This is a genomic window from Haloarcula sp. R1-2 (genome assembly GCF_011627385.1).
GTDB classification, from domain to species: Archaea; Halobacteriota; Halobacteria; order Halobacteriales; family Haloarculaceae; genus Haloarcula; species Haloarcula marismortui.
Window position 1 is genome coordinate 54,413 of sequence record NZ_JAANTG010000005.1, and the last position, 20,877, is coordinate 75,289.

General features: G+C 55.5%; 21 protein-coding genes. 6 read left to right on the top strand and 15 right to left on the bottom strand.

Annotation, left to right across the window (positions count from 1 at the left end; genetic code table 11):
- Positions 1-71: 71 nt before the first annotated feature.
- The 4 genes from G9C82_RS18110 to G9C82_RS18125 form a co-directional block, all read right to left on the bottom strand.
- Positions 72-437, bottom strand: coding sequence for a hypothetical protein (locus G9C82_RS18110; protein ID WP_127014905.1), 366 nt, complete (start codon positions 435-437; stop codon positions 72-74).
- A complete protein-coding gene (locus tag G9C82_RS18115; protein WP_004966779.1) occupies positions 438-575 on the bottom strand; it encodes a hypothetical protein in 138 nt (45 codons plus the stop codon).
- A 68-nt stretch (positions 576-643) separates the two neighbouring features.
- The gene (locus tag G9C82_RS18120; protein WP_164734786.1) at positions 644-799 is read right to left on the bottom strand and encodes a hypothetical protein; all 156 of its coding nucleotides are present in this window, start codon (positions 797-799) and stop codon (positions 644-646) included.
- A 23-nt stretch (positions 800-822) separates the two neighbouring features.
- Complete coding sequence (locus tag G9C82_RS18125) at positions 823-1,083, bottom strand: hypothetical protein (protein ID WP_127014906.1); 261 nt, start codon at positions 1,081-1,083, stop codon at positions 823-825.
- Between the two features lie 481 nt (positions 1,084-1,564).
- Here G9C82_RS18125 and G9C82_RS18130 point away from each other — a divergent pair, with 481 nt between their 5' ends.
- Both G9C82_RS18130 and G9C82_RS18135 read left to right on the top strand, forming a co-directional pair.
- Positions 1,565-1,789 (top strand): antitoxin VapB family protein, encoded by a 225-nt coding sequence (locus G9C82_RS18130; protein ID WP_004966782.1) that lies wholly within the window; start codon positions 1,565-1,567, stop codon positions 1,787-1,789.
- Positions 1,786-2,193, top strand: a complete 408-nt coding sequence (locus G9C82_RS18135) for a type II toxin-antitoxin system VapC family toxin (RefSeq protein WP_127014907.1) — start codon at positions 1,786-1,788, stop codon at positions 2,191-2,193. The genes G9C82_RS18130 and G9C82_RS18135 overlap by 4 nt, the downstream gene beginning before the upstream one ends.
- Before the next feature lie 620 nt (positions 2,194-2,813).
- Here G9C82_RS18135 and G9C82_RS18140 read toward each other — a convergent pair.
- From G9C82_RS18140 to G9C82_RS18160, 5 genes are all read right to left on the bottom strand, one after another.
- Positions 2,814-3,581, bottom strand: coding sequence for an ABC transporter ATP-binding protein (locus G9C82_RS18140; protein ID WP_127014908.1), 768 nt, complete (start codon positions 3,579-3,581; stop codon positions 2,814-2,816).
- The gene (locus G9C82_RS18145) at positions 3,578-4,402 is read right to left on the bottom strand and encodes an ABC transporter permease (protein ID WP_127014909.1); all 825 of its coding nucleotides are present in this window, start codon (positions 4,400-4,402) and stop codon (positions 3,578-3,580) included. The genes G9C82_RS18140 and G9C82_RS18145 overlap by 4 nt, the downstream gene beginning before the upstream one ends.
- Before the next feature lies 1 nt (position 4,403).
- Positions 4,404-5,450, bottom strand: a complete 1,047-nt coding sequence (locus tag G9C82_RS18150; RefSeq protein ID WP_127014910.1) for an ABC transporter substrate-binding protein — start codon at positions 5,448-5,450, stop codon at positions 4,404-4,406.
- 399 nt (positions 5,451-5,849) lie between these two features.
- Positions 5,850-6,149, bottom strand: coding sequence for a hypothetical protein (locus G9C82_RS18155; RefSeq protein ID WP_127014911.1), 300 nt, complete (start codon positions 6,147-6,149; stop codon positions 5,850-5,852).
- 430 nt (positions 6,150-6,579) lie between these two features.
- Positions 6,580-11,889, bottom strand: coding sequence for a S8 family serine peptidase (locus tag G9C82_RS18160; protein WP_241693054.1), 5,310 nt, complete (start codon positions 11,887-11,889; stop codon positions 6,580-6,582).
- A gap of 927 nt (positions 11,890-12,816) precedes the next feature.
- Between G9C82_RS18160 and G9C82_RS18165 the strand changes: the two genes are divergently transcribed.
- Positions 12,817-13,590: a CPBP family intramembrane glutamic endopeptidase gene (locus G9C82_RS18165; RefSeq protein ID WP_164734787.1), complete on the top strand. Its 774-nt coding sequence runs from the start codon at positions 12,817-12,819 to the stop codon at positions 13,588-13,590.
- Between the two features lie 20 nt (positions 13,591-13,610).
- On the opposite strand, the gene G9C82_RS18170 is transcribed toward G9C82_RS18165, so the two are convergent.
- Both G9C82_RS18170 and G9C82_RS18175 read right to left on the bottom strand, forming a co-directional pair.
- A complete protein-coding gene (locus G9C82_RS18170; RefSeq protein WP_127014914.1) occupies positions 13,611-14,375 on the bottom strand; it encodes a hypothetical protein in 765 nt (254 codons plus the stop codon).
- 208 nt (positions 14,376-14,583) lie between these two features.
- Positions 14,584-14,778, bottom strand: a complete 195-nt coding sequence (locus G9C82_RS18175; protein ID WP_241244135.1) for a hypothetical protein — start codon at positions 14,776-14,778, stop codon at positions 14,584-14,586.
- Between the two features lie 584 nt (positions 14,779-15,362).
- On the opposite strand from G9C82_RS18175, the gene G9C82_RS18180 reads away from it, so the two are divergent.
- Positions 15,363-16,241: a hypothetical protein gene (locus tag G9C82_RS18180; RefSeq protein ID WP_127014916.1), complete on the top strand. Its 879-nt coding sequence runs from the start codon at positions 15,363-15,365 to the stop codon at positions 16,239-16,241.
- Positions 16,242-17,575: 1,334 nt separating this feature from the next.
- On the opposite strand, the gene G9C82_RS18185 is transcribed toward G9C82_RS18180, so the two are convergent.
- Positions 17,576-17,872: a hypothetical protein gene (locus G9C82_RS18185; protein WP_127014918.1), complete on the bottom strand. Its 297-nt coding sequence runs from the start codon at positions 17,870-17,872 to the stop codon at positions 17,576-17,578.
- Between the two features lie 338 nt (positions 17,873-18,210).
- Between G9C82_RS18185 and G9C82_RS18190 the strand changes: the two genes are divergently transcribed.
- Together G9C82_RS18190 and G9C82_RS18195 are read left to right on the top strand one after the other, a co-directional pair.
- Positions 18,211-18,855, top strand: a complete 645-nt coding sequence (locus G9C82_RS18190) for a helix-turn-helix domain-containing protein (protein ID WP_127014919.1) — start codon at positions 18,211-18,213, stop codon at positions 18,853-18,855.
- A 72-nt stretch (positions 18,856-18,927) separates the two neighbouring features.
- On the top strand, positions 18,928-19,887 hold the full coding sequence (locus G9C82_RS18195) for a hypothetical protein (RefSeq protein ID WP_127014920.1): 960 nt from the start codon (positions 18,928-18,930) through the stop codon (positions 19,885-19,887).
- 172 nt (positions 19,888-20,059) lie between these two features.
- On the opposite strand, the gene G9C82_RS18200 is transcribed toward G9C82_RS18195, so the two are convergent.
- From G9C82_RS18200 to G9C82_RS18210, 3 genes are read right to left on the bottom strand one after another with little or no spacing between them, the layout of a single operon-like run.
- Positions 20,060-20,311, bottom strand: coding sequence for a hypothetical protein (locus G9C82_RS18200; protein ID WP_127014921.1), 252 nt, complete (start codon positions 20,309-20,311; stop codon positions 20,060-20,062).
- Entirely contained in the window at positions 20,308-20,610 is a 303-nt protein-coding gene (locus G9C82_RS18205) for a hypothetical protein (protein ID WP_127014922.1), read from the bottom strand. The genes G9C82_RS18200 and G9C82_RS18205 overlap by 4 nt, the downstream gene beginning before the upstream one ends.
- Positions 20,611-20,655: 45 nt before the next feature.
- The gene (locus G9C82_RS18210) at positions 20,656-20,844 is read right to left on the bottom strand and encodes a hypothetical protein (protein ID WP_167072371.1); all 189 of its coding nucleotides are present in this window, start codon (positions 20,842-20,844) and stop codon (positions 20,656-20,658) included.
- Between the last annotated feature and the right edge of the window lie 33 nt (positions 20,845-20,877).

Sequence of the window (20,877 nt, forward strand, 5' to 3'; positions counted from 1 at the left end):
CTGCTAGGAACACACAAAAGTACGCTACACGAGGTCCGTCTGACATCGAGCCCCGCTCTCGAAGCTGGCGTCTACAGGAGACGAGCGAGGGACTGCTTGAGACGACCCTTCAGGCCGGATGTTGTGAGGACTTCAATCTCGACGACACAAGAACACAGTAGCAACAGCTCGCCACACGCGGGGCACTCCTCGTAGTCACAGAGCCGATGATGTATCTCGCCGTGCTCGACGCCACACGCAGGACACGACTGGTCGCGCCACCGTTCGAGGTCGACGGTAACGGCCCGTTCGTTGCTCTGGAGGACCTGTAGCTTGTACGCGAGATACTGGCTGCCCTCGCCCCACGGGATCGGGTCGGTAGCCACCCCATTGACGTAGTAACGCTTGTCGACACACGCCGACGCCGACCGTGGCCGGCGGCAGTCGGGACAACACATCTATCTCTCACCTCGGGGACGCCCCTGAAACACCTCGCCACTCGTCTGTGCCTGTCGGTGTTGGGCACGAATGTCCGGTCGGTCGTCGGCTTCGGTGCTTGGAGACTGTTCGTCGACGGACTGCTGTTCGGTGCTCATGTTCGGGTAACCCCTCACTCTCTCGGGGGGACACAAAATCACCAGTGCGAGTACGCGCTCGACGGGACTCAGGCCTCAGCGACGTCCCAGACAGAGAGATGGCCGGTAGAACAGACGCCGGCGTGACGCCCGACAGCCATGCAGGGCCCGTACTCTCCGTCGACACACGCGATGCGCTCGGCGTCGAAGATCGGCGCGTCGCACTCGTCGGTTCTGCAGGTCATATACTGAGACGAGTCACTGGACATCACGCATCGCCCTCCATCGCTTGGTGACGGAGCTCACTTTCGTCTGGCAGGTTCCAGCCGTGGTACTCGCGAGCGATGTGGCGTGCTCGCTTGACGTTGACTACGACGCCGGCTGCTGGAGACTGATGCGCCTCAACGCGCGCTTTCAGATATGCAGGATGGTTGCGTGTGTACGTGCCAAAGCCGAGGCTGTCTGGCCCGTTCTGAGTCATGACGACGTAGCCCTTCAACTTGGTCTGGATCGCGTGTTTCTCTGACATAGCTGGTGGTCAAGACGTTCTCTCTGGAACGCCTCTCGCCCGGTGGAGGCTCACAAAATACGGGCGAGTCCGCGTCGTCAGACTGCCAGAGTACGACCGAAGCGCCCGTTCGTTGAAACGGTTAGATGTAGTCCCTCTCAATTTCTAATTAAGCGCTGCTGGTGCTTACCGACCTCGGACAGCCCCCATTCAGCCGGGGGTACTGGCCATGGGCGGGTGGGACACCCGGGCGCTCACCGACGGCGTGCGGGCAAGTGCTCGTCGAGCGAAGCCACGCGGTCATGGCATGGGATCGGAGGCTGGCGGCACCTGTCGCAGCGACCAAACGGGTTCTGGCGTGGCGTGGTTGGTCGACTTCCTCGAAGGGGGTGACGAGAGCGCGGAGGTGGTGGGTACGATACCGCCGGCATCTCACCACACAACGGACTACTTCTCTCAGTCACCGAAAGAGATACCAACATTTTGTACACAACGTATACACATGAGTACTATTCGAGTCACCGACGAAGTGAAAGAACGACTGCGTGACCTGAAGCGGGACGACGAAAGCTTCAACGACCTGTTGGACCGCCTTAGCCGAAGCGAGAAAGACGTAGAGGAGATGGCAGGGTTCCTCAGTGAGTTCGATGATGGGAGTCTTGCAGACGATATGCGTGAGACCCACGAGGAACTGAACGAATCGCTGGACCGTCGCAGTGACGAATGATCGTTCTGGACAACGACATATTGGTGAAGCTCGGCGGTGTGAACCCTGACCCCGAGGTTGTCAGCCACCTACAGCAGTATCGTAGTGAAGAGTGGACAATCCCGTCGCTTGTCGCCTTCGAGTTCTACCGCTCCTGTAGCAGTCGGTCGGAGATGGAACGCGCACGAACGTGCCTCACGTCAACGTTGGACCGCATCATCGACTTCACCGGGAACACTGCGCTTGAAGCCGCCTATATCGAAGAACGTCTACAGTCGCAAGATGTCTCTCTTGACCCTGTCGACCTCTTGAACCTCGCAACTGCACACACCGAGGGTGGTACCTTCATCACCCACAATAAGAATGATTTCGACACGGAGCCTCTTCTGGAGCTTGCTGACGTAGATATTGTACATACCGCTTAATTTTGCCGGGCTAGATGTATTGGATTCACTGGACGGTATGATAGGCTGTGACTAGGGCGGCTGGGACGCCCTTGGAATGTTCCTCAACCACGATCAAGGGACTGCGACGCTTGAGGGACAGTTGCAGGAGTCGAAAAAGTGGGATGGTTATAATTTCATCTGATAGTGGGTTATTTCTTTATTGTATTAGTGTATATATTTCACTATAACTTAGAAATGGAAACGGCATACTGGCGTTCACTCTGACTCGAATGTACAGTGGTGTCTCAATGTTCGCGCCGCCGGTGCTTACCGGCCTCGGACAGCCTCTATTCAGGGAGGGGGTACTGGGTATGGACGGGTTGGCCACCCGGGCGATCACTGATCAACGGACTGGCGAACACTATTTTACGCTGGGTTTGAAGCCAATCCCGAGGAGGACCGGAATGGAACCATTTCAGGGAGACGTAATACTCGACAATCATACAGCCTTACATCTTTTTACGGCGCTGACTGTCTGGCGTGGTCAATATGTAACAGAATGAGCTAAAACCGGAACAAGTGACAAAATGCATTGAGTTCCGGATTGACTAATCGAGCCAGCACAATAGCAAAGACTGGACTGGCAAGTGATCCATTCATTACAGCCCATTCTGTTCGATCCGGTGGAATAAGCCCTCGACCCGGTCGACGAACCACTGTTCACTCCGGTCCCGGGGGCGAGATTGCTCGACAACAGTTGTATCCCGAACACTGCCCGGTGTTCCAGAGAGGACAACGATGCGATCCGAGAGCGCAACGGCTTCCTCAATGTCATGAGTCACGAACAACACCGTCTTATTTGTGTCACGCCAGATGTCGAGTAGTTCGCGTTGCAACCGTCGGCGCGTCTGCATATCTACGCTTCCGAACGGTTCATCCAGCAAGAGAATATCCGGGTCCACGGCTAATGCGCGCGCAAGGCCAACCCGCTGTTTCATACCACCAGAGAGTTCCTTCGGATAGGCCGTGGCAAATTCAGACAACCCGACGAGATTAAGCATCTCTTGGACTCGGTCCCGCCGCTCAGCATCGGGCATTCCCAACTCTACCAGTCCAAAGCCGATGTTCTCCTGGACGCTCAGCCACGGAAACAGGTGGTATGCCTGGAAAACCGTCCCCCGGCTCGGGTCAGGGCCTTCCACTGGGTCCCCCGCAACTGTGATGTCACCGCTTGTCGGTGATTCCAGCCCACTCACGAGTCTGAGTAGCGTCGTCTTTCCGCAGCCAGAGGGGCCAAGCACAGTGATAAACTCGCCGGGCGAGATGGTCAGAGATACGTCACGGAGCGCTATGGTGGTCCCGCTCTCGCCGTCGTACCGCTTGGAAACCCCAGAAACAGAGATTTCAGCGCCTGTATCGTCCCTCATGGTTGCCAGTCAAGGAGGTGGACGCGGACTCGCCTTACGGCCCAGTCGCTGAGTAGAAACACTGCGCTAATCGTCAACATATACGCGATGCTTCGCGCCATCGCAAGGTTGTTTGCGCTTGTGATAATCTCGTAGCCGACACCAGGCGCGCCGAACAGTTCGGCCGCAATTACCATCATCCAGCATTGACCGATGCTTGTACGGACACCAGTCAGAATCGCCGGTAATGCATCTGGGATGACCACCCGCCGCAGTAGCCGCCGGTCGCTGTCGATACCGAGTGTCGCAGCGACTTCCATCAGATCACGAGAAGCGTTTTCAACACCCTCGTAGGCGTTGTAGAACGTGATCCAGAACGCACCAATAAACACGATAAACGCCGCACCAGTGTGACCGAGACCAAGCCAGATGATGGCGAACACGATCCACGCCAGTGGCGGAATCGGGCGAAGCACCCGAACGACGGGAGTGAGGACGTCATCAATGAACTGACTCCAGCCCATACCGACGCCAAGCAGACCGCCAGCCACGACGCCGATAGTGACACCGGGAACGTAATGTAGCAGACTCTCGCCGAGGTGAATAAACAATTGACCACTCATCACTTCCGTCCACAGCGCCCCTATCACTTCGTCAGGTGTCGGCAACAGGTACGATGGTACTTCACGACCAACCAGCCACCAGACTCCAAGAAACCCGGCGGTTCCCGCAAAGCCACGCCATACCCGCGTGAGGTTCCACCGTCGGCCAAGTGCGCCCGTAGTTGTCGGCTCAGAATGGCTACGAGACGAACCCGTTACAGGGTCGAATTCAGTGGCCATCCTATTCGGCGATAGTGTCGTAGAGCGACTGTTCGAAGATTGTGTCGGTAGACACCCCACTATCTATCTGGCCAAGTTCTTCCATCTGCTTGACAAACAGCTGCGTACTCTCCGTGATACCTGCAGGGTCACTAATATAGTTCGATGCCTTCGAGTTGAGGGCTTTTCGGGCAATCTCTGTCGGGAGCTTGTCGCCCTTTGCCTTACTCACGGCCTCCGCCGCGACCGCTGGTTGTTTCTGGATAGTCTCGGTGGCGCGTGTGTGCTGGGCGACGACGGACTCCGCGAGGTCCGGGTTCTCGTTCCAGAGGCGGTCGTGCATAAACATGATGCCGCCTGGCTGACCGGACATGAACGAACCCGCCCAGGTGATACGCTCAAAGGGCGCGCCCCTCGCCTCGAGAGCCGTTGGAATGGGCTCCATGATGACAGTGCCATCAACGTTGCCAGAGAGCAGCGATCGCTTGACGGGGCTGCCACCAGCCATTGGTTCGACATCGACAAGATCTGGGGAAACGCCGAGTTCCTCCCGAAGCCAGTACTGGAGGAGAATAAACGCGACACTACCCTTTGGGAAGGTGCTAAACTTGAATTTTCGTCCTTTCTCCTCACGGAATTTTTGGAAAGCGTCGGCACCGTGTTCATCCCAGAGCGCAGCAAAGTCTTTGTGAGCGAATACGACAAACCCATTTTTGTGGTTAGCGGCTGTGACTTTTCCCGGGACACCCTTACTCTTCATTTTGATCGCAGGGGTAATGCCCATGAAGGCCAAGTCGACATCGCCGTCAGAGTACGCTGAAACAATGGTGAGGCCTTCGTTGGCGAAGTTTGTCGCTTCGATAGTAGGGGCTAGCTCCTCAAAATACCCTTCTTGATTCATAACGTGGTACTGGAGGAACGGGAACGGCGGCTTGAACGCAACGCTGAGCGTATCCATGGAGTTCCCGCCGAGTACTGAGGTACAACCGGAGAGGCCGGTAAGTGCACTTGCACCAACCGCCGAACCCGTCTTAGCCAAGAACTGGCGACGGCTCTTGAGGACAGTCATATCGGAACAATCCGAGCTTTTAGGTTGGCCTAAGTTAGGCATACCTAAAACAAGCAACGGGTAGTTAATATAATCTTTCGTTTCAACCGAACATAATTACCGAGACACAGGCGAACTACGTAGGACCTGAATGAACCGTCCCGGAATCAGATCAGCCGCTGTTCCGAGACAATAGCACAGCAAACCCCACAGCAATCACTGCCGCCACTAGCCCAAAGCCGGGGCCACTTCCGTCCGACGACTCAGGTACACTATCACCATCATCAGTCGATGCCGAAGTTGCCCCAGTTACCCCGGTTGTTGTCGAATTGCCTCTTGCAGGTGCTGTGGGCGTAGCCGTGGTTGCTGTTGTATCGTCAATCGTAGTCGTCGGGGTGGCTGTCACTGTAGTTTCAGTCGTCACATTTCGGTTTCCAACCTCCTGATCACTGTCACCGCTTCCATCGTTGTCTTCACTCCTGTCAGTATCTCCATCCCTGCCGTCGTCAGTGGGTGCAATACCACCACCACCGTTGTCCCCATCTTCACCAGTATCTCCATCCCCACCGCCGTCAGTGGGCGGGCTGTCATTACCATCGCCGTCGTCATCCTCACCGGTATCTCCATTCCCGCCGTCATTAGTGGGAGGACTATCACTACCACCGCTGCCGTTATTTCCACTGTCTCCCTCATCAGGAGGGCCTGGGTCAGTTGTTCCATTGTCAGAGCCAGCGCGCGCCGGCGCATTGAGGTCTATATTGGTTACGTTCCCGCTGGACCACTCTACGGTTTGATTGAGCTTCACATCGTTCACGTAGAACGTGACGGTCGCACCAGCATCGTCACGAGTGCCATTAATTACGAGCTTCTCCGCAGCCACACTGCTGCCGCCGAATGTTCCTGTAGACTCCGTGGTGAGATTACCCCGAAGCTCGCCATTGATCTTTGCCGTGATTTCAGTGCCTGCGGGAGCTGGCTCATCATCGATCGTCACGTTGCCGTAGTACGCAGCAGGCGTCGGTGGGGGGCTTGCACCTGCGGCCAGCGTCACGAACGCGGTACCACCGCTGCACACGACTAGTCCTATCGTGAACAGGGCTGCAACAAATCGAGTGTGTCGTATCATAGTTGTAAATTTAAGATGGGTGCGTTAGGACGCTGGCACAGTTGTTACTGAGCGTGGGGTTGAAACTTGGTCAGTTTTGTTTGCCTCAGCAGTATGAGTGTTGACCCCATCCCTTCGTATGCGCTCAACTGCATCGTCAGCCGCACTCGAAGTCAGATTTCGGTGGGATGGCGCTGTGTCAGCAACGATATTAGCTGCCGCCGCTTGGATGTTTGCCATAGACGCGGTACCATTTTGCGCTACCACCGCTACTGTCAACTTTCGGTAGATAGCTTGCGATAGCGTTGTTTGTAGCGTCGCATTGTCCATGGAGTCAGCGTTCGCTAACACGTTCGAGACTGATGCAGAGCCATTTAGACGCAGCGCCTCCCTACTGGTGCTATTAGACGCAGTGTTGTTTACCGGGTACAGCCCAACACCTTCGTACAGTTCTGTCGTCGACGGATTTGGACTAACATATGATGGAAGTGTGCTCTCATTCTCCACGAACACGAAGTAACCCTGATATGGACTTGCATCGGGCACAGTCCCACTTGAGCTGCTTTGGAATCGGTACGTCCCCTCAAAGCTGGTTGCTTGCCCCGGCTGGCTGTTCGGAGCCGACATCGGTGCAGTTGCCAGGTCTGGTTTAATTGTACCGGCGTCAAAAGCCAAGTCAATCCGATTGTACATCGGTGAACCGACGAAGTTCCAGCCTTCAACAAGGGCAGCCTGAGCCGGTGCATTCGGCGAGTTCGTTCCAACGTGGTGAGTGATCGTCATCCGGCCGTCACTCTCTGCGACCACTGCAAGACCCTGCAGCGGAGCAACCCGGTCATCTCCAGATAACATTTTCCAAGTCTGTGAGTTCGCGTCGAAGCCGTAGACTGCACCCTCAAATCCATCACCAAAGAGATCAGAAACGGTTTGCTCAGTCGGCCCCGGCACACTCACGCTGTATACCTCGCCTCCCGCCAGCGTGAGATCAATCCCAAAGCGCCGCGTCTCTGTCGTATTAACCGCTTCCGGTGGAGCCGTGAGGAACGGCTCGTAGACCACATCCCCGGTGACGAAGGACTCGTTGCCCGCTCGTTCTCCGTGGTAGTTCATTGTTGCTCGGAGTGTCGTGTTAAGTCCGGTTCCGAGCGAAGTGTTGGACTCTGAGAGATCGTTGTGATGGATTTCAACCGCTGGAACGTCTGCACGGTCAACCCAGACACCGTATTCTGCATCGATATCGTTACCAGCAATCTCACCTCCAGTGTTCGTTCCCTCGATGTAAACACCTTCAGAGAGGTTCCAGATGTCGTTATTCACTACCGTTGCATTTGTTACGAACGCCTCCAACTGGATGCCAACAGTGTTTGATGCCGACTCATCCATGTCGTGAATCTCGTTGTTACGGAATTGGACGTTGTCTGTCTCAAATGTCGTGAGACCAGCCCCGCTATCGGTGATTTCGTTGTGTTTGATGACCGTATCGCTGGAAGTGTAAACATCCACCCCGGAATCTTGTCCCGAGATAGTTGCGTTAGATACGTGTGCATTGTCTGCCTCACCGACAGTGATACCGATAGCGAGCAGACTTGCCCCGTTTGTGATGTTCACGTCACGGACAATCCCGTTATGCGCGGTCGATCCGGCACCACCGATAAGCACACCGTGGGCAGCACCGTTAACCGAGACATTTTGAATTGTTGCATTCATTCGCTCAACAGCGATACCATCAGGAGCAAACCCTTTGGCATTGACATCGAGTTGTTCGACAGTGACATTCGGCGCGTCAACGTGGACAACTGGATCGTAGAACCCAGCGATGTTCGCCTCAATAGTCGGTCGGGCCGCCGAATCGTGAGCCGTTAAGGTCATGCCAGGTGTCGTAATCTCAACCGGCTTCGTATACGTCCCTGGTGCAATTTCGACGGTTGTCCCCGGTGGGGCCAAGTCAATTGCTGCTTGAATCGTGTCCACATCTTCAGGGACAACGAGTGGCTTCTCATATGCCGCAGTCTGTCCGCTGAGTAGTTCGACAGTCTCGCTATGACCGTCAGCGGTAATGGAAAGTCCGACGCTGCCGACGATGTTCTTCGATGTATTAACTCTGATAGCTACTGTTTCAGTCTCGTTTGGTACGTTATGCCATTCGCCAAACGAGCGCTCGGTTCCATTGACATATAGTGAGAGGTCTGATTTTTCCAGCGTCGTTGATTCCGTTAGTGTGACATTCAAGCGGTCAAGATCATCGGCGGCGACCTCAACGCTGAATGAGCTACCTGGTGAGACGTGTGTTGGCTGTGTAGAAGCAAACCAAGCTGGTGGCTTGCTGTTGGCATACACGACAGCATTCCCCAGAATTTCGTTCGCATCATTGGTCAGGTGTGTATTCCGAACCGTAGACGTACGGCCAAGCGACGAGAGCAACACAGACTGTGTCGACTCATCGATAGCGATACCGGTGCCAGATGTGTCGCTACCATCACCTACCGTTGCAAGTGTCGTCCCCTGATAGCGGTCGAACCACGCGATATCGCCTCGAGATTGGTTATGAATCTGAACGCGCTCACCAGCAGTAGCCACGCCATCAAATAGTGGGTGGCCTGTCACCACTTCAAATACTGGCCGGTCATTCTGTGTCGACTGTCCAGTAACAACCGGATTCTGTGTCGCGTCCGAGAGCGCTGTGATTCCATTGCTTGCGGCACCCCACTGGTCAAGGTACACAACGCCGGTGTCAGGAGGATCAGTTGCCGTGGCAAACGCTTCGACATCGGTACCAGATCCGATCTGATTGACAACAAGGACATCGTAATTGTCTGCCTCTGCCATCGCCTCCTCGGGTGTGATAACAGATACGAAGTACTCGTCGGGGACGTTTGTGTCAACCGCTGCTTGAACTTGGTTAGCGTACTCCGAGCCAGTGCTGTCTACAACACCAACGTACACCGGATCAGGTACAACATTCGTTGGGCCGGTGGTCAGTGTCGTTGTGTCTCCAAGGCCGGAAAGCGTGTGCGAGAGTACGATCTGTCCGTCTGCGTTTGCTGCCGTCTCAACGCGAACTTGAACGGCCGTAGCGTCGGAATCGTTCAGCGCGATATCCTCGCCAAACGCGCGCTGCTGACCGTCAACGTATAGCGTCGCATTCTCAGTCGCGGTTCCGGTTCGCGTGATAGTAAGCGTCTCTGCGTGAGCCGTCTCATAGGAGACCGTCGCAACGTTACCGGATTTAATTTGACCGGTCTGGTTCGTTGTAACGCGTGCGTCTAGAGACGGCGATAACTCTACATTATCGGTTGCCATCATCCCACTGTCGACAGTGACCTCACTTGTCGCTGGCTCGTAGCCAAACTCAGAGGAAGTGATGTTGAACGTACCCGGGAGGGTCCGGACAAGGTAGCTCCCGTTAGTATCTGTCCGTGTCTCGGCACCGTTATCCAAGGTGACTGTGGCATCAGCAATTGGGGCTCCACTCGTGTCTGTGACAGTACCTGTGATGCCTTGCTCGGCGGCGACAGCAGTTGTCGCATCTAAAGCATCAACAATGCCGTGGCCATAGCGGATGTCCTTATCATCGGGCGCATTCGTTGGTTTTGTCGCGGATTTCCGTAGGGCTGTATCGATTTCCTCCGGTGAGAGATCGCCGCCAGAGGCGGACACCATGAGTGCAACGACGCCAGAGATGTGTGGCGTTGCCATTGAAGTTCCGGATTTCTCGCCGTACTCACCGCCAGGGAGCGTGCTATAGGTTCCGACACCTGGCGCCGCGATGTCTGGCGTGACAAAGCTTGCGGGCCAATCACCAGGCGCAGCGTCACCCCAATCACGCTGGGTCCGGACCACGTCACCTCCGGAGAACGGTGCGATGTCTCGATCTGGGCCCGAGGCCCCAACGGTAGTTGCATCGTAAATGTTTCCAGGAGACGGTGCCGTTTCGGGGCCATGATTGCCAGCTGCTACAACAACGGTAGTGCCAGCATCCTCAGCGTTCCGAATTGGCGGAATGAGTGTGCTGTAGAAGCCGTCAGCACCAAGACTCATACTGATGACATCGGCATCTTCCTCAACAGCCCACTGCATTCCAGCAATGATTTGTGCGAACGACCCCGTGCCCTCAGGGAGGACGAGTCCATGCATCATGGCCGCATCGGGCGCGACGCCGACGGCAGTGCCACTAGCGTCACCACCGCCAACGGTACCAGTAACGTGAGTTCCGTGGTCGCTGGTTGCATGCGGGGTTGAGTTTATTACGCGGTCACCGTTTGTGTCGAATTCGGCCCAGCCACCGGGATACGTGGCGTCATTTTGGTTCTCAGTACGAAGACTCAGGTCAGGATGATCGATGTCGGCGCCGGTGTCAAGTACAGCGACCTTCGCCCCAGCACCTCTTGTTCCGTGCTGGGCCCAGACCTCGGGGACATTGAGCTGGTCCAGCCCGTATGTCACGTCACCCGACGCTGAGCCCGCAGCGGTTGGCTGTTGTGCGGTGCTATTTGACTGTGCGTTTGTTGTGGAGAGTGCACGGACTTCGTAATTCTTGTGAACATCAGTGACGCCAGGTTGCCTGACAAGCGCGCTAGCGTTAGCTTTCGAGGTGTTGACCCGCATGAGCACCGCATTAGTGATCCAAAATCTATTGACGACTGTGACGCCGTCCGTCGATGCAGCGTAGTCGAGAACTGGCTGCTGGGTCTTGTTAGCGTGGGTGCGAAGTTCGTCGACAACTGCCTCTTTTGAGAGCGTGCCAGCTTCGGGGATTTCGAACTCCTCAACCCGAACGATTACCTCAGCGGTCGATGAGTTGTTGCTGGAGTTGCGTTCCCTGTTACGCTCGGTAACTCGACTGACTGTTGTCTCGTTTTCCGGTGATTCTGTTGTATTGTCCGAGGGCGGTGTTGTCTCGTTTTCTGGTGATTCTGTTGTATTGTCCGAGGGCGGCGTTGTCTCGTTTTCTGGTGGTTCTGTTGTATTATTTGAAGACGGTGTTGTCTCGTTTTCTGGTGGTTCTGTTGTATTGTCCGAGGGCGGTGTTGTCTCGTTTTCCGGTGATTCTGTTGTGTTATCTGAAGGCGGCGTTGTCTCGTTTTCCGGTGATTCCGTTGTGTTCTCCGAAGGAGAGGTCGTCCTATCGTCAGGTGGAGTGTTGGTCCTCTCTGCTGGCGGGGCAGAGGTATTGCCAGACTGTTCTGTCTCTGAAGAGTTGCTACCTGTAGAAAGAGTCTGTACAGTGGAAGTGGTCTGACTTGGCTCCTCGGATTCAGGAACCGCCAGTGCTGCAGCACCTGGGGCGGAAGCACTGGTGATCAGGAGGATCGTAAAAACAACAGCTATGATCTGACTATAAGTACGCTCCCCCATCATGTGTCGTTTCGAGTGTACTTAGCAGTGGGAGAGTGTACACAGGTATCAGAGGGCAGTATCTCTGTATCGTTTAGCCTTTTGAGTACTGTCGTACCCAGCAGAGTAACCGTTGAATATTGGGACATTAGCCCTTGATTCGCGCATTTATTTGCTTCCTGTTCGGTATGGAGGTTATTATTAGCTCTGCGCACACTTTTAGGCCAGCCTTAAAATATAAAAATGCAGCGAAGTTTTAGTCCAGCCTAAAATTATGATGTGAATACAAGTTTTTTGTGGTTTGGTGAATCGGCTGACTGCGTCGGCTTCAACCGTCAGAACTAGCTTTTCGCGCTGCTGGTGCTTACCGGCCTCGGACAGCCTCAATTCAGCCGGGGGTGCCGGGTATGGTCGGGTGTGCCACCCGGGCGATCACCGACAACGTGCGAGCAGGCAGTCGTTGAGCGAGGCTACGCGGTCACGGTTCGGGATCGGCGGCCGGCGGCACCCGTCGCAGCGACCGAACGGGTTCTGGCGTGGTGGGCGGACGCTCGGGAGAACGTACACGTGGGCACCGGCTCGTGCAGAGTGCGAGCGGCGGCGTAGGGTAGAGAATCTCAGTCAGTGATTTCGGCGGGGTGATTGAAAACGAGCGTATTGATTTCGCTCAGAGATTGAGCAGCGAAAAGCTGCTGCACACTATTCGTGAAGTTGACCTGAAAAATGGATCACCCCGGGTGTACACCCGTACACCGCCGTCAACATAAACAGATAGAATCGGGTGTATGGCCGTATAATGCCTGTAAACGGCCGACTGGCATTATACATCCTCTACTCATCGGATTGACCTGCGATGTCGACGACCCCATCACGACTCCGCTCCCAGTCCAGGCTACGCAGCACTGTCTCCGATCACTGTTGCAACCGGTTGACACTCAGCGGTGCCTCATGAGCGTCTTGACCGACTGGGGCGCTGATTGGAGCCCGCCGATCTCCACACGGCTCCGTGCCGGCGTGGCAGCCCTCGGAATTGCTGTCACTGCGTGGGTGACTGGTGTTGTTGGCATCGTGGTCGCCGGTACCGTGCTCCGCCTTGCTGGCGTCCTGACGGTCCCTGCCGTTTCGGCCCTCCGACTTCGCTCTATCCAGGTCGGCTTCGCAGTCTTCGCTGCTGCGTTTCTCGCCTGGCGTAGTGATATTGACCACTACTGCAAGCTTCGTCTTCCCACGCTGGAAGACGCCGCCTGGATCATCTTCATCCCACTTGTGTTCGCCGCACAGGGAGTCGTCCTCTCCCCAGTGCTGGCGGCTCTCGGGTTGCCACACCCTGACCCAGTGGCCGAAACTGGACATCTCGACCTTGCGGCCGAGCCGCTGCTCTGGCCAGCCGCATTCGTCGGAATGTTCGTCTTCGCCGCTCCGGCAGAGGAACTCGTTTACCGAGGCATCATCCAAGGAACGCTCCGCAAAGGCTTCGATTTGGCTGGAACTGTGGTTATCGGTGGACTCCTGTTTGGACTCATGCACGTCTTAGTTGGCCTAGTCACGCCGAATGTGGGTACGCTCGGGGCGCTACGCTGGGGAATGACCACCGCACTCCCTGGGATGGTGTGGGGCTATGCCTACGAACGGACCGAAAATCTGACCGTGACAGCGATTACTCACGCGATGACATGGACGGTCACTGTCCATGAGTTAGTCCTCAATCTGGTCCCACTCTAATCATAGACGCTACGGCAGGCTCAGAGCTCGTCCCAGATTGCCCTAAGTTTCGCGCCGGGCCGCCGGAGCGCCGTTGCGATGTTTCTGACGATAGCGGTCGGATCCTGACGGAACCGCCTAGTGGCTGGAATGATATCGTGTTTCAGCGCTTGTGCGCCCTTGATCAGGAAGACGCTCGCGGCCACTATGATGACGACCAGCCCGGAGAGGGCCATCGCAATGCCGACTTCCGCCCGAGTCGCTAGCAGATTCTGTTCGGTCACTGTGTCAGCAAACCAGCCCACCAGTAATGGAAGCGCAGCGACTGCAGCGGTCTTCAACAAGCTGTCGACGCGCTCGCCCCAGCGATTCCTCTGTTCAGCTTCGGCGGCCGCACGACCCTGCTGACGGTATGTTGCCGCCGAGACGAGCTCCACATTGTCGATACTCTCTCCCTCTAACTCTGACGACAACGCGCTCGCACGCTCGCTCGCACACTGGATGACTGCTTTGCGTTCGATACCGCGGAGTGCTCGTAGCCGCTCAGTAACGAGCCAAACGTCTGCAAGCGTGGCTATCATCTCCTCGTCGTCAAGATCATCGAAAGCGAGGTCGAACTGCCGGTCGGGGTAGTCAGCGAGAAGGTCAAAATCTGTCACACCGGCCCGTATTCGTTCGCGGATCTGCTGTTGGTCTCGCCGACGCTGGTGTTCGTCCTGCTCGGCAAACGCCGCACAGATCCGGGACCGCTGTGTCTTCGTCAGGAGCGAGGCGGGTTTGGCGACGGCGCTATCGTCATCGCTCACGGGTGGATTGGGGACGCCACATAGCTGTGTCACTGTTGGACTGGTATGCCGTCACGGGTGTGACCAGTCGTTCGGCCGGTGGGGCTGTCGGTGGGGTAGACACGACTAGCATCGTTGATTTGTGTCGTCTCGACAGGCAAAAACGACTGCGGGTCGCTCCGGACACGCCATCTTCTGATGAATAGTGTGTGTCGGATTCGCAATCCGATTAGTCACGCCATTCGTTAATGAATGTTGGGGCGATGACGCCAACGCCGATGAGCACGACGAAGTGAACCCATTGCTTATCAGTTACAGCTGTTGTGCCGTACACCGATACGAGGCCGAGTATGACGAAGACTGCTGTAATCTTGGTTTCTGTGCTGACCAAGCTCTTCGACTTTGTGGAGGGCTGTTCTGACACGTTCAATCGTTCAGCTGCATCGCACATATACTCTTTCTACAATTTCAGAGCCAGCAACTACCGCTGACCGAGCCCAGAGCAGGAAGCATAGCCGTCTACTGAGCAACTGCGAACGATTCCGTGACATGCTCAATTTCGTTACAATCATCAAAAATAGGAACCTGTCTTTAGCTTCGACTGTTCTGTCTCAGAGCACGCAGTAGTGAGAAAATTCAAACTCGTCTACGAACGATACGAAAATATGTCGAGAGATGAATCCAGTGCTCAGCCGAAACAACTAGCAAAAAAGTACGTTCTCTGGACCGCTGTCGCAGTTGTTGCAGGATATATTGTATTTTTTATTCTATAATAATTCTCTAATATAACAAGTGAGCGCTACATATTCTACATTTTATCCATTGTCATGCTCATATCTAGCGTGACGTCAGCATACTGTCTCCAAGTATCTGACCTCGCTTTCGTACGTTATAAGTAACTTATGCACCGTTTCTCATGTTGACAGCCTCGGTGGAGTCTGGAACGTATGCCGTCTATTGTAAAATTAGCATATGAATCCTCGTTCTGTCTTTTCGAGTGTTTTTGCGATGACTGAGGCCGCTAGGCTTGGCGAGGCAATCAGTAGCGGTCTCCTGTTATTCATGGTACTCATGGCACTCGCGTCGCCACTCGTGTACCGAGGATGGCAAACCCGAAAGGAGTACCAAGAGATAACTAGACTTCCTTCATTGTCTTCAGCCACGGTCAGTGATGGCGAACTGGCGAAACTATCTGGTCAAATAAAAGACACGGATCAAAAAATCACCTCGCCTGTTCAGTCCACGGAGTGTGAGTTGGCGTTTTGGAAGGTGACGACCCTCCGACGATACGACATTTTCAACCATATGTCCTACTGGTCTGTTGCAGGTATTGGAATCGATGCTGAAACACTCGTAATCGCGGGAGAGACCAAGAATGTCAGAATCAGCAACGTTAGCAGGGAAAAGAATCTGAGTGCTACAGACGAACTCAAACACTTGCTTGGATCTGGCGAGGAATCGATTCTCGATTCGATTGCTACGGAGCTTGAGTCTCCCGAGTTTGAAGACAGACGGACCCCGAGTGAGGGGTGGCCACAAAAATACGATGAACTCGGAGGTCGGATCGAACTTGAAGCGGAGACTGCCGATTCACCGGGGGTTTTCGGCTGGATCTTGAATGCTGTCCGGACGCCGGAAGGGACGGCCCAGTTTCAGGAAACGACGATGAGTGCTGGAGATACGGTAACCGTGGTCGGTAGGGTCGTAGATATTCAGAACGGGCGTGTGCGATTACAGGGCTCCGGGTCAGTTGACCCGATTATCACCAAATCCTCGCCATCGGAGTTGGAAGCAAAACACCGACGCGCATACCTGATACAATTGTACGCCATCCCCGTGTTCGTCACGGCGCTTTCCTCGCTGGCCGCGGTTGGCGTCTTTTTGTAATCCTGACGGGGGACTCTCCCTTCCCGGCGTAACCCAGGAATGAAACATGGTAGGAGGGCTCCAGTCGTTCTCCCTGTGGATTCTGCTTTGCTGCATATGCGCCCTCTATGCAACAGCGTCGTTTCGAACTCCCCACCGTCTGTCGGTACCAGCGTGACCGATACAGAGGATCAAGTCAGCACGGCAGCTTCTTTTTTCGTGTCGGAGACGGTGAACCGGCCGCTCAGTGAGCTTACGAACTGAACACTATTACCAGTTGGTCGGTGTCAGCTCAATCTAATTGTTCAAGAAATTGGATTTACCGGTGCGGGATTTTCATAGGTCGGTCTCACGCAATTGGGCCACTCATCGTCTATCATCATGAGGAATACCACGTGGGATTCCATTCCTTCAGAACTACTGTTACAGCCGTTGCACAGCCAATACTCACGAGGAGAACGATAATAGAGTTGCTCAACCGCTGTATACCAGTCATGCTGGTCCGATACCAAGCAAACACCGCGACAGTTATGCCGATAATTGTGATACTCACGATCTCATCTCTGCTCAAGTTGCGTATCAAGCTGGCAATGGAGGACATGCAGGGAAATTGCACAGTTCAGGGTGAATAAGCTATTGAACCCAATTAGTATCAACCAGTGATCAAAACATGATTCCCTTGGCCGGCTGTGAACAGTTTTATAACACGCTGCGTGTTGGTGCTCGTTCTGGACGGGCGTCGGCTGGAGCGTCAACCCAGCCAGCGCCAGCTCCTGGAGGACTTCAGGTGAGTCGCCGTCGGTCTCCCGAAGCGCGGCGTCGAGAAACAGCAAGTCCTGAGTCAATCGCTTGTGGTAGCCTGGTCAGTACTGGTGGCTTGGTCCAAGTCAGCAATCGCTCCAGCCATGCCGAGAAGCATGAGTCCGTACCCAGCAAGCCCCGCAGGAATCGATGCTTGGAGAAGTAGTGACCCAGTGAATGCTCCAAGGCCACCGATAATAGCTCCTCGTTTCCTTGTTGACCGAGTGGGACTCCCACGGGAAAGGGACAGCCACTGCTGCTTATGTGCTAACATCATTGACGTTACCGCCCCATAGAGTGGGAGAAGCGAAAGCATGATCAGGTGGTCCGCTGTGGCGAATGCTACTGCAAGCGCCGTCACTGCGAGTCCAACGCCTACTGAGATGATGTATCGGAGGGCAGGGCGCATGGATGAAATTACAGCTACCGGAAACAAGTACGATACGGAATCTGAATACAAGATTCCCAATCTTACCGAGCAGTTGTTTCATTCCCACCTGATGAATCAAGAACACACTTGGTCGGCAGCAGTGAGTGCGAATTAACCATCGCTCTTAGTTGATGAGGAGGTCGGGTGTGACAAACAAAATTACGAGCAGACTCACCAGCACGACAAGTGCTGTAAGCCGCAAGACCCCAGTTGCCCGTCGTCGAGGGTTCGGCAGGGACTCGGCAATGCCGGAGAGGGCCATCCCGGCGCTCAGAAACAGTCCAGCATAGAACGGTGCCGTCCCTTCGACAATAACGTAGTACACTTGCTGGCCGGCCAGCAGAAGTGCGCCACAGAGATAAACCACTGCAAGCCCTCTGGAGGGTTCGCCGAACACGGTTTCATCGATGATGGGGGGCATCAAGCGTGTCCTCTCCCGCGACGTTCAAGTGTTGCGGGCATTCGCTCTCGGTGCAACCACATCAACGGACTCAGTCGGCACTTCCTTCTGAATCGACCGCGCAGCTCGCCGAACACGCTTCCGTTCTTCCACAGTGCAGCTCACGCTTCAACACCTCGGACAAGATTGTCGACGAGCGACCCACCGACATTCGGACCAGTCTCCCAACCGCGCTCCAAGTGCGTGTATTCGCACCACTCCGAAAGCGTCTCGGAGTAGCATAGTTCGGCAAGAATTGGACTCAAATACCGCTTTGACTCTTCCCCAATCACATACTCCTACAAGCGAATCAGACAACAATGTCCTCATTATTACCCCTGAAACCCACCCCACAAACAGCTTCGGATCGTAGTTTGGAACCGAAGCTCGTTGACTTCGAAGATGAATCAGCGGAACAGATCATCTCAGCAGTTTCCTCAACAACTGCACGCCGCATTCTCAGCCAGATATACGCGGAACCAACGACAGCATCGGAGATCGCAACTGAACTCAATTCCTCGGTACAGAATATCAGCTATCATCTCGACCGACTCCAGGACGCAGACCTGGTGGCGGTCGTCGAGACGTGGTATTCCGAGCAGGGCCGCGAAATGGACGTGTACGCGCCGACCAATAGCGCGCTCGTTCTCTTCGCGGGGGCAGAACGAACAAGCCCGTCGCTCAAGACGGCGTTGAGTCGCGTCTTCGGCGCAGTGGGTCTCGTCGGAGCCGTCAGTGTACTCGCCCATATACGCCGGTCAGTACCGACACCAGTATCATCGCCCCGGGCTGGTGCGTCCCCTGTTCAGCAACCCGACCCAACCATGTGGGAGACGCTCGGAACGTTTGCGACCGGGCCTGGTGGAGTCGTGCTGGGAATTGGCATCCTCCTGATTCTGTTGTTCTTCGTTGCTTGGTACTGGGGGACGTATCGGCCAGCACGGAATCACGCCCACTCGGCGTGAGTGAGTAGCCGGGACTCAAAGACGTATTTGAATCTGGGATAGCGCGATACTTCCCCCTTCCAATGGTAGGGTATGAAACGGCGAACGTTTCTGGCAAGCACAGGAATTGGTCTCACAACCGCAGTCGCCGGTTGCACCACTCAAGCTGGATCGAGTGACTCACCGCCGACAGATTCCGAGACGCCAACCTCTGAGGACACGCAAACCAACACTGAACAACAGACCGAGCGTACACACGTCGCCGCCGATGGAACTGTCGAGCGAACCATCGGCGCTGAGTCGCTCGATGAGCGCGGTCTCAGAACTCCCCACCACGTCGCGTTCGGGAATCCGACGGCGGAGTCTCATCAGGGGACGGTGACGGTTTCGACGGCGGACGAAACCGTGTTCAAGGAATCGGTGGAACTCGAACCGAACGCGAGCATTGTGGCGTCGCTCACTGATCTCGACACGTACACCGCTCGTGTGTCCGTCCCCGAGTTTGATGCGACGGAAAAGATTACCGTCGAACCCAGCCAGTTCACCTGTAACGTGACCAAGACGACGATCAGCGTCCAGGACGACGGGACACTTGACTCGCTGGGTATTTCCACGCGGATGGCGTGCCAAGGCGTCGTGAGCGACCACGTTGCTGCTCGTGAATCTGCGTCGGAAACGCTCGGCGACGACCCGATTCCCACAGACACGGGGAAAGGCAGCCACACGCTCATGCTCCGGAACCCATCGGAGGAGACGTGGACGACGCGAATCCTCGTCGAGAAGGACTCGACAGCGCACTTCGACGGCGTCTACACGGTCGAACCTGAGGGCACTGTACTGATTACGCTCAGCGAGCCCGATACGTACTCCCTATCGGTAGGTGTGCTCGAAACCGAGACGACCGTCACCGAACAGGTCACGCCCGAAAACTTCGATTGTAACCGATCCCCGACGCGCGCGGAGGTCGACGATACGGGAGAACTCACGGCAAGCACCATTTCGACGCTCATAGCCTGTGACCTCGAGACAAACTCGACGAGCGAGTCCCCTTAATAGCGGAACGACTGTCGCTGCTGTTCTCATCCCAATTGAGAGTTCCAGTCGCATACTCACTGAGCGGATATTTCTGTTGAGCTCGTGACAAACGAACGCCGGGCAGCAACCAATCGCTTCTCGACTAACCAACAGTCGTGAGTTCTGAGCAGCTATTGTTGGTTAGCGGCTTTTACACCGTCGCCGCCACGTGCTGATACTCAGCTTGGGACGGCGTCGGCTGCAGCGTCAACCCGGCCAGCGCCAGCTCCCGCAGCACTTCAGGCGGCACACCCTCCGCGTCCCGAAGCACGGCATCGAGCGTCCATGCACCGTACTGGCTCGCGGTCGGCGCAAGCACGTCGACCGACTCGGTCGCCACCTCGTCTCGAATCGCTCTCGCAGCACGCCGAACACGTCGCCGTTCTTCCACGGTGCAGCTCATGCCTCAACACCTCGGACAAGATCGCCGACCAGCGACCCACCGACGTGCGGGCCGATGTCCCACCCACGCTCGCCCCAAGTATACTCGCACCAGTCGGAAAGCGTCTCGAAAGGCGTCTCGGCTAACACAACTTTCTCTGCCGCACCATCCGTCGCCACAACAGCCACGGCGAATTCATAGCTGTCCCAGTAGTGGGCGGCACCCTCGCCGTCAACGCCAAGGAAGAGCGGCCGACCTTGGGTGAGTAGTTCACGGGCGGGACAGTCACTACAGGACGCTCTGACTAGACAATTCGACAGAGATTGCGTCGCGAGGCTCTGCGCTCAGGACATCCCGTGTATGGCCTACTCTAGTTCGGTAGCGAATTTGGCCAGCGCTTGGATAAGATCAAGCGCTTGCTGTCGGGTTCGAACAACGAGTGCATAGCTGTCGTGACTCCGACAGCGAATTTCTCGCTGGCCGGACGGCTTTTCGATAAGTTGACTTTCTGCATCGGGACCGATGACAATATTGTCTTTGAGTTTCTGAGTCATTGGATTCTCTTCACAAGGAGTATTTCATCGACG

Coding starts and splice junctions, on each gene's coding strand:
- G9C82_RS18140 (WP_127014908.1), bottom strand. CDS start 3,581: ATGAGGGACGATACAGGCGCTGAAATCTCTGTTTCTGGGGTTTCCAAG.
- G9C82_RS18160 (WP_241693054.1), bottom strand. CDS start 11,889: ATGGGGGAGCGTACTTATAGTCAGATCATAGCTGTTGTTTTTACGATC.
- G9C82_RS18150 (WP_127014910.1), bottom strand. CDS start 5,450: ATGACTGTCCTCAAGAGCCGTCGCCAGTTCTTGGCTAAGACGGGTTCG.
- G9C82_RS18190 (WP_127014919.1), top strand. CDS start 18,211: ATGTCCTCATTATTACCCCTGAAACCCACCCCACAAACAGCTTCGGAT.
- G9C82_RS18200 (WP_127014921.1), bottom strand. CDS start 20,311: ATGAGCTGCACCGTGGAAGAACGGCGACGTGTTCGGCGTGCTGCGAGA.
- G9C82_RS18195 (WP_127014920.1), top strand. CDS start 18,928: ATGAAACGGCGAACGTTTCTGGCAAGCACAGGAATTGGTCTCACAACC.
- G9C82_RS18145 (WP_127014909.1), bottom strand. CDS start 4,402: ATGGCCACTGAATTCGACCCTGTAACGGGTTCGTCTCGTAGCCATTCT.
- G9C82_RS18165 (WP_164734787.1), top strand. CDS start 12,817: ATGAGCGTCTTGACCGACTGGGGCGCTGATTGGAGCCCGCCGATCTCC.
- G9C82_RS18180 (WP_127014916.1), top strand. CDS start 15,363: ATGACTGAGGCCGCTAGGCTTGGCGAGGCAATCAGTAGCGGTCTCCTG.
- G9C82_RS18110 (WP_127014905.1), bottom strand. CDS start 437: ATGTGTTGTCCCGACTGCCGCCGGCCACGGTCGGCGTCGGCGTGTGTC.
- G9C82_RS18125 (WP_127014906.1), bottom strand. CDS start 1,083: ATGTCAGAGAAACACGCGATCCAGACCAAGTTGAAGGGCTACGTCGTC.
- G9C82_RS18135 (WP_127014907.1), top strand. CDS start 1,786: ATGATCGTTCTGGACAACGACATATTGGTGAAGCTCGGCGGTGTGAAC.
- G9C82_RS18115 (WP_004966779.1), bottom strand. CDS start 575: ATGAGCACCGAACAGCAGTCCGTCGACGAACAGTCTCCAAGCACCGAA.
- G9C82_RS18130 (WP_004966782.1), top strand. CDS start 1,565: ATGAGTACTATTCGAGTCACCGACGAAGTGAAAGAACGACTGCGTGAC.
- G9C82_RS18185 (WP_127014918.1), bottom strand. CDS start 17,872: ATGCCCCCCATCATCGATGAAACCGTGTTCGGCGAACCCTCCAGAGGG.
- G9C82_RS18155 (WP_127014911.1), bottom strand. CDS start 6,149: ATGGAACAACTGACCCAGGCCCTCCTGATGAGGGAGACAGTGGAAATA.
- G9C82_RS18120 (WP_164734786.1), bottom strand. CDS start 799: ATGACCTGCAGAACCGACGAGTGCGACGCGCCGATCTTCGACGCCGAG.
- G9C82_RS18210 (WP_167072371.1), bottom strand. CDS start 20,844: ATGACTCAGAAACTCAAAGACAATATTGTCATCGGTCCCGATGCAGAA.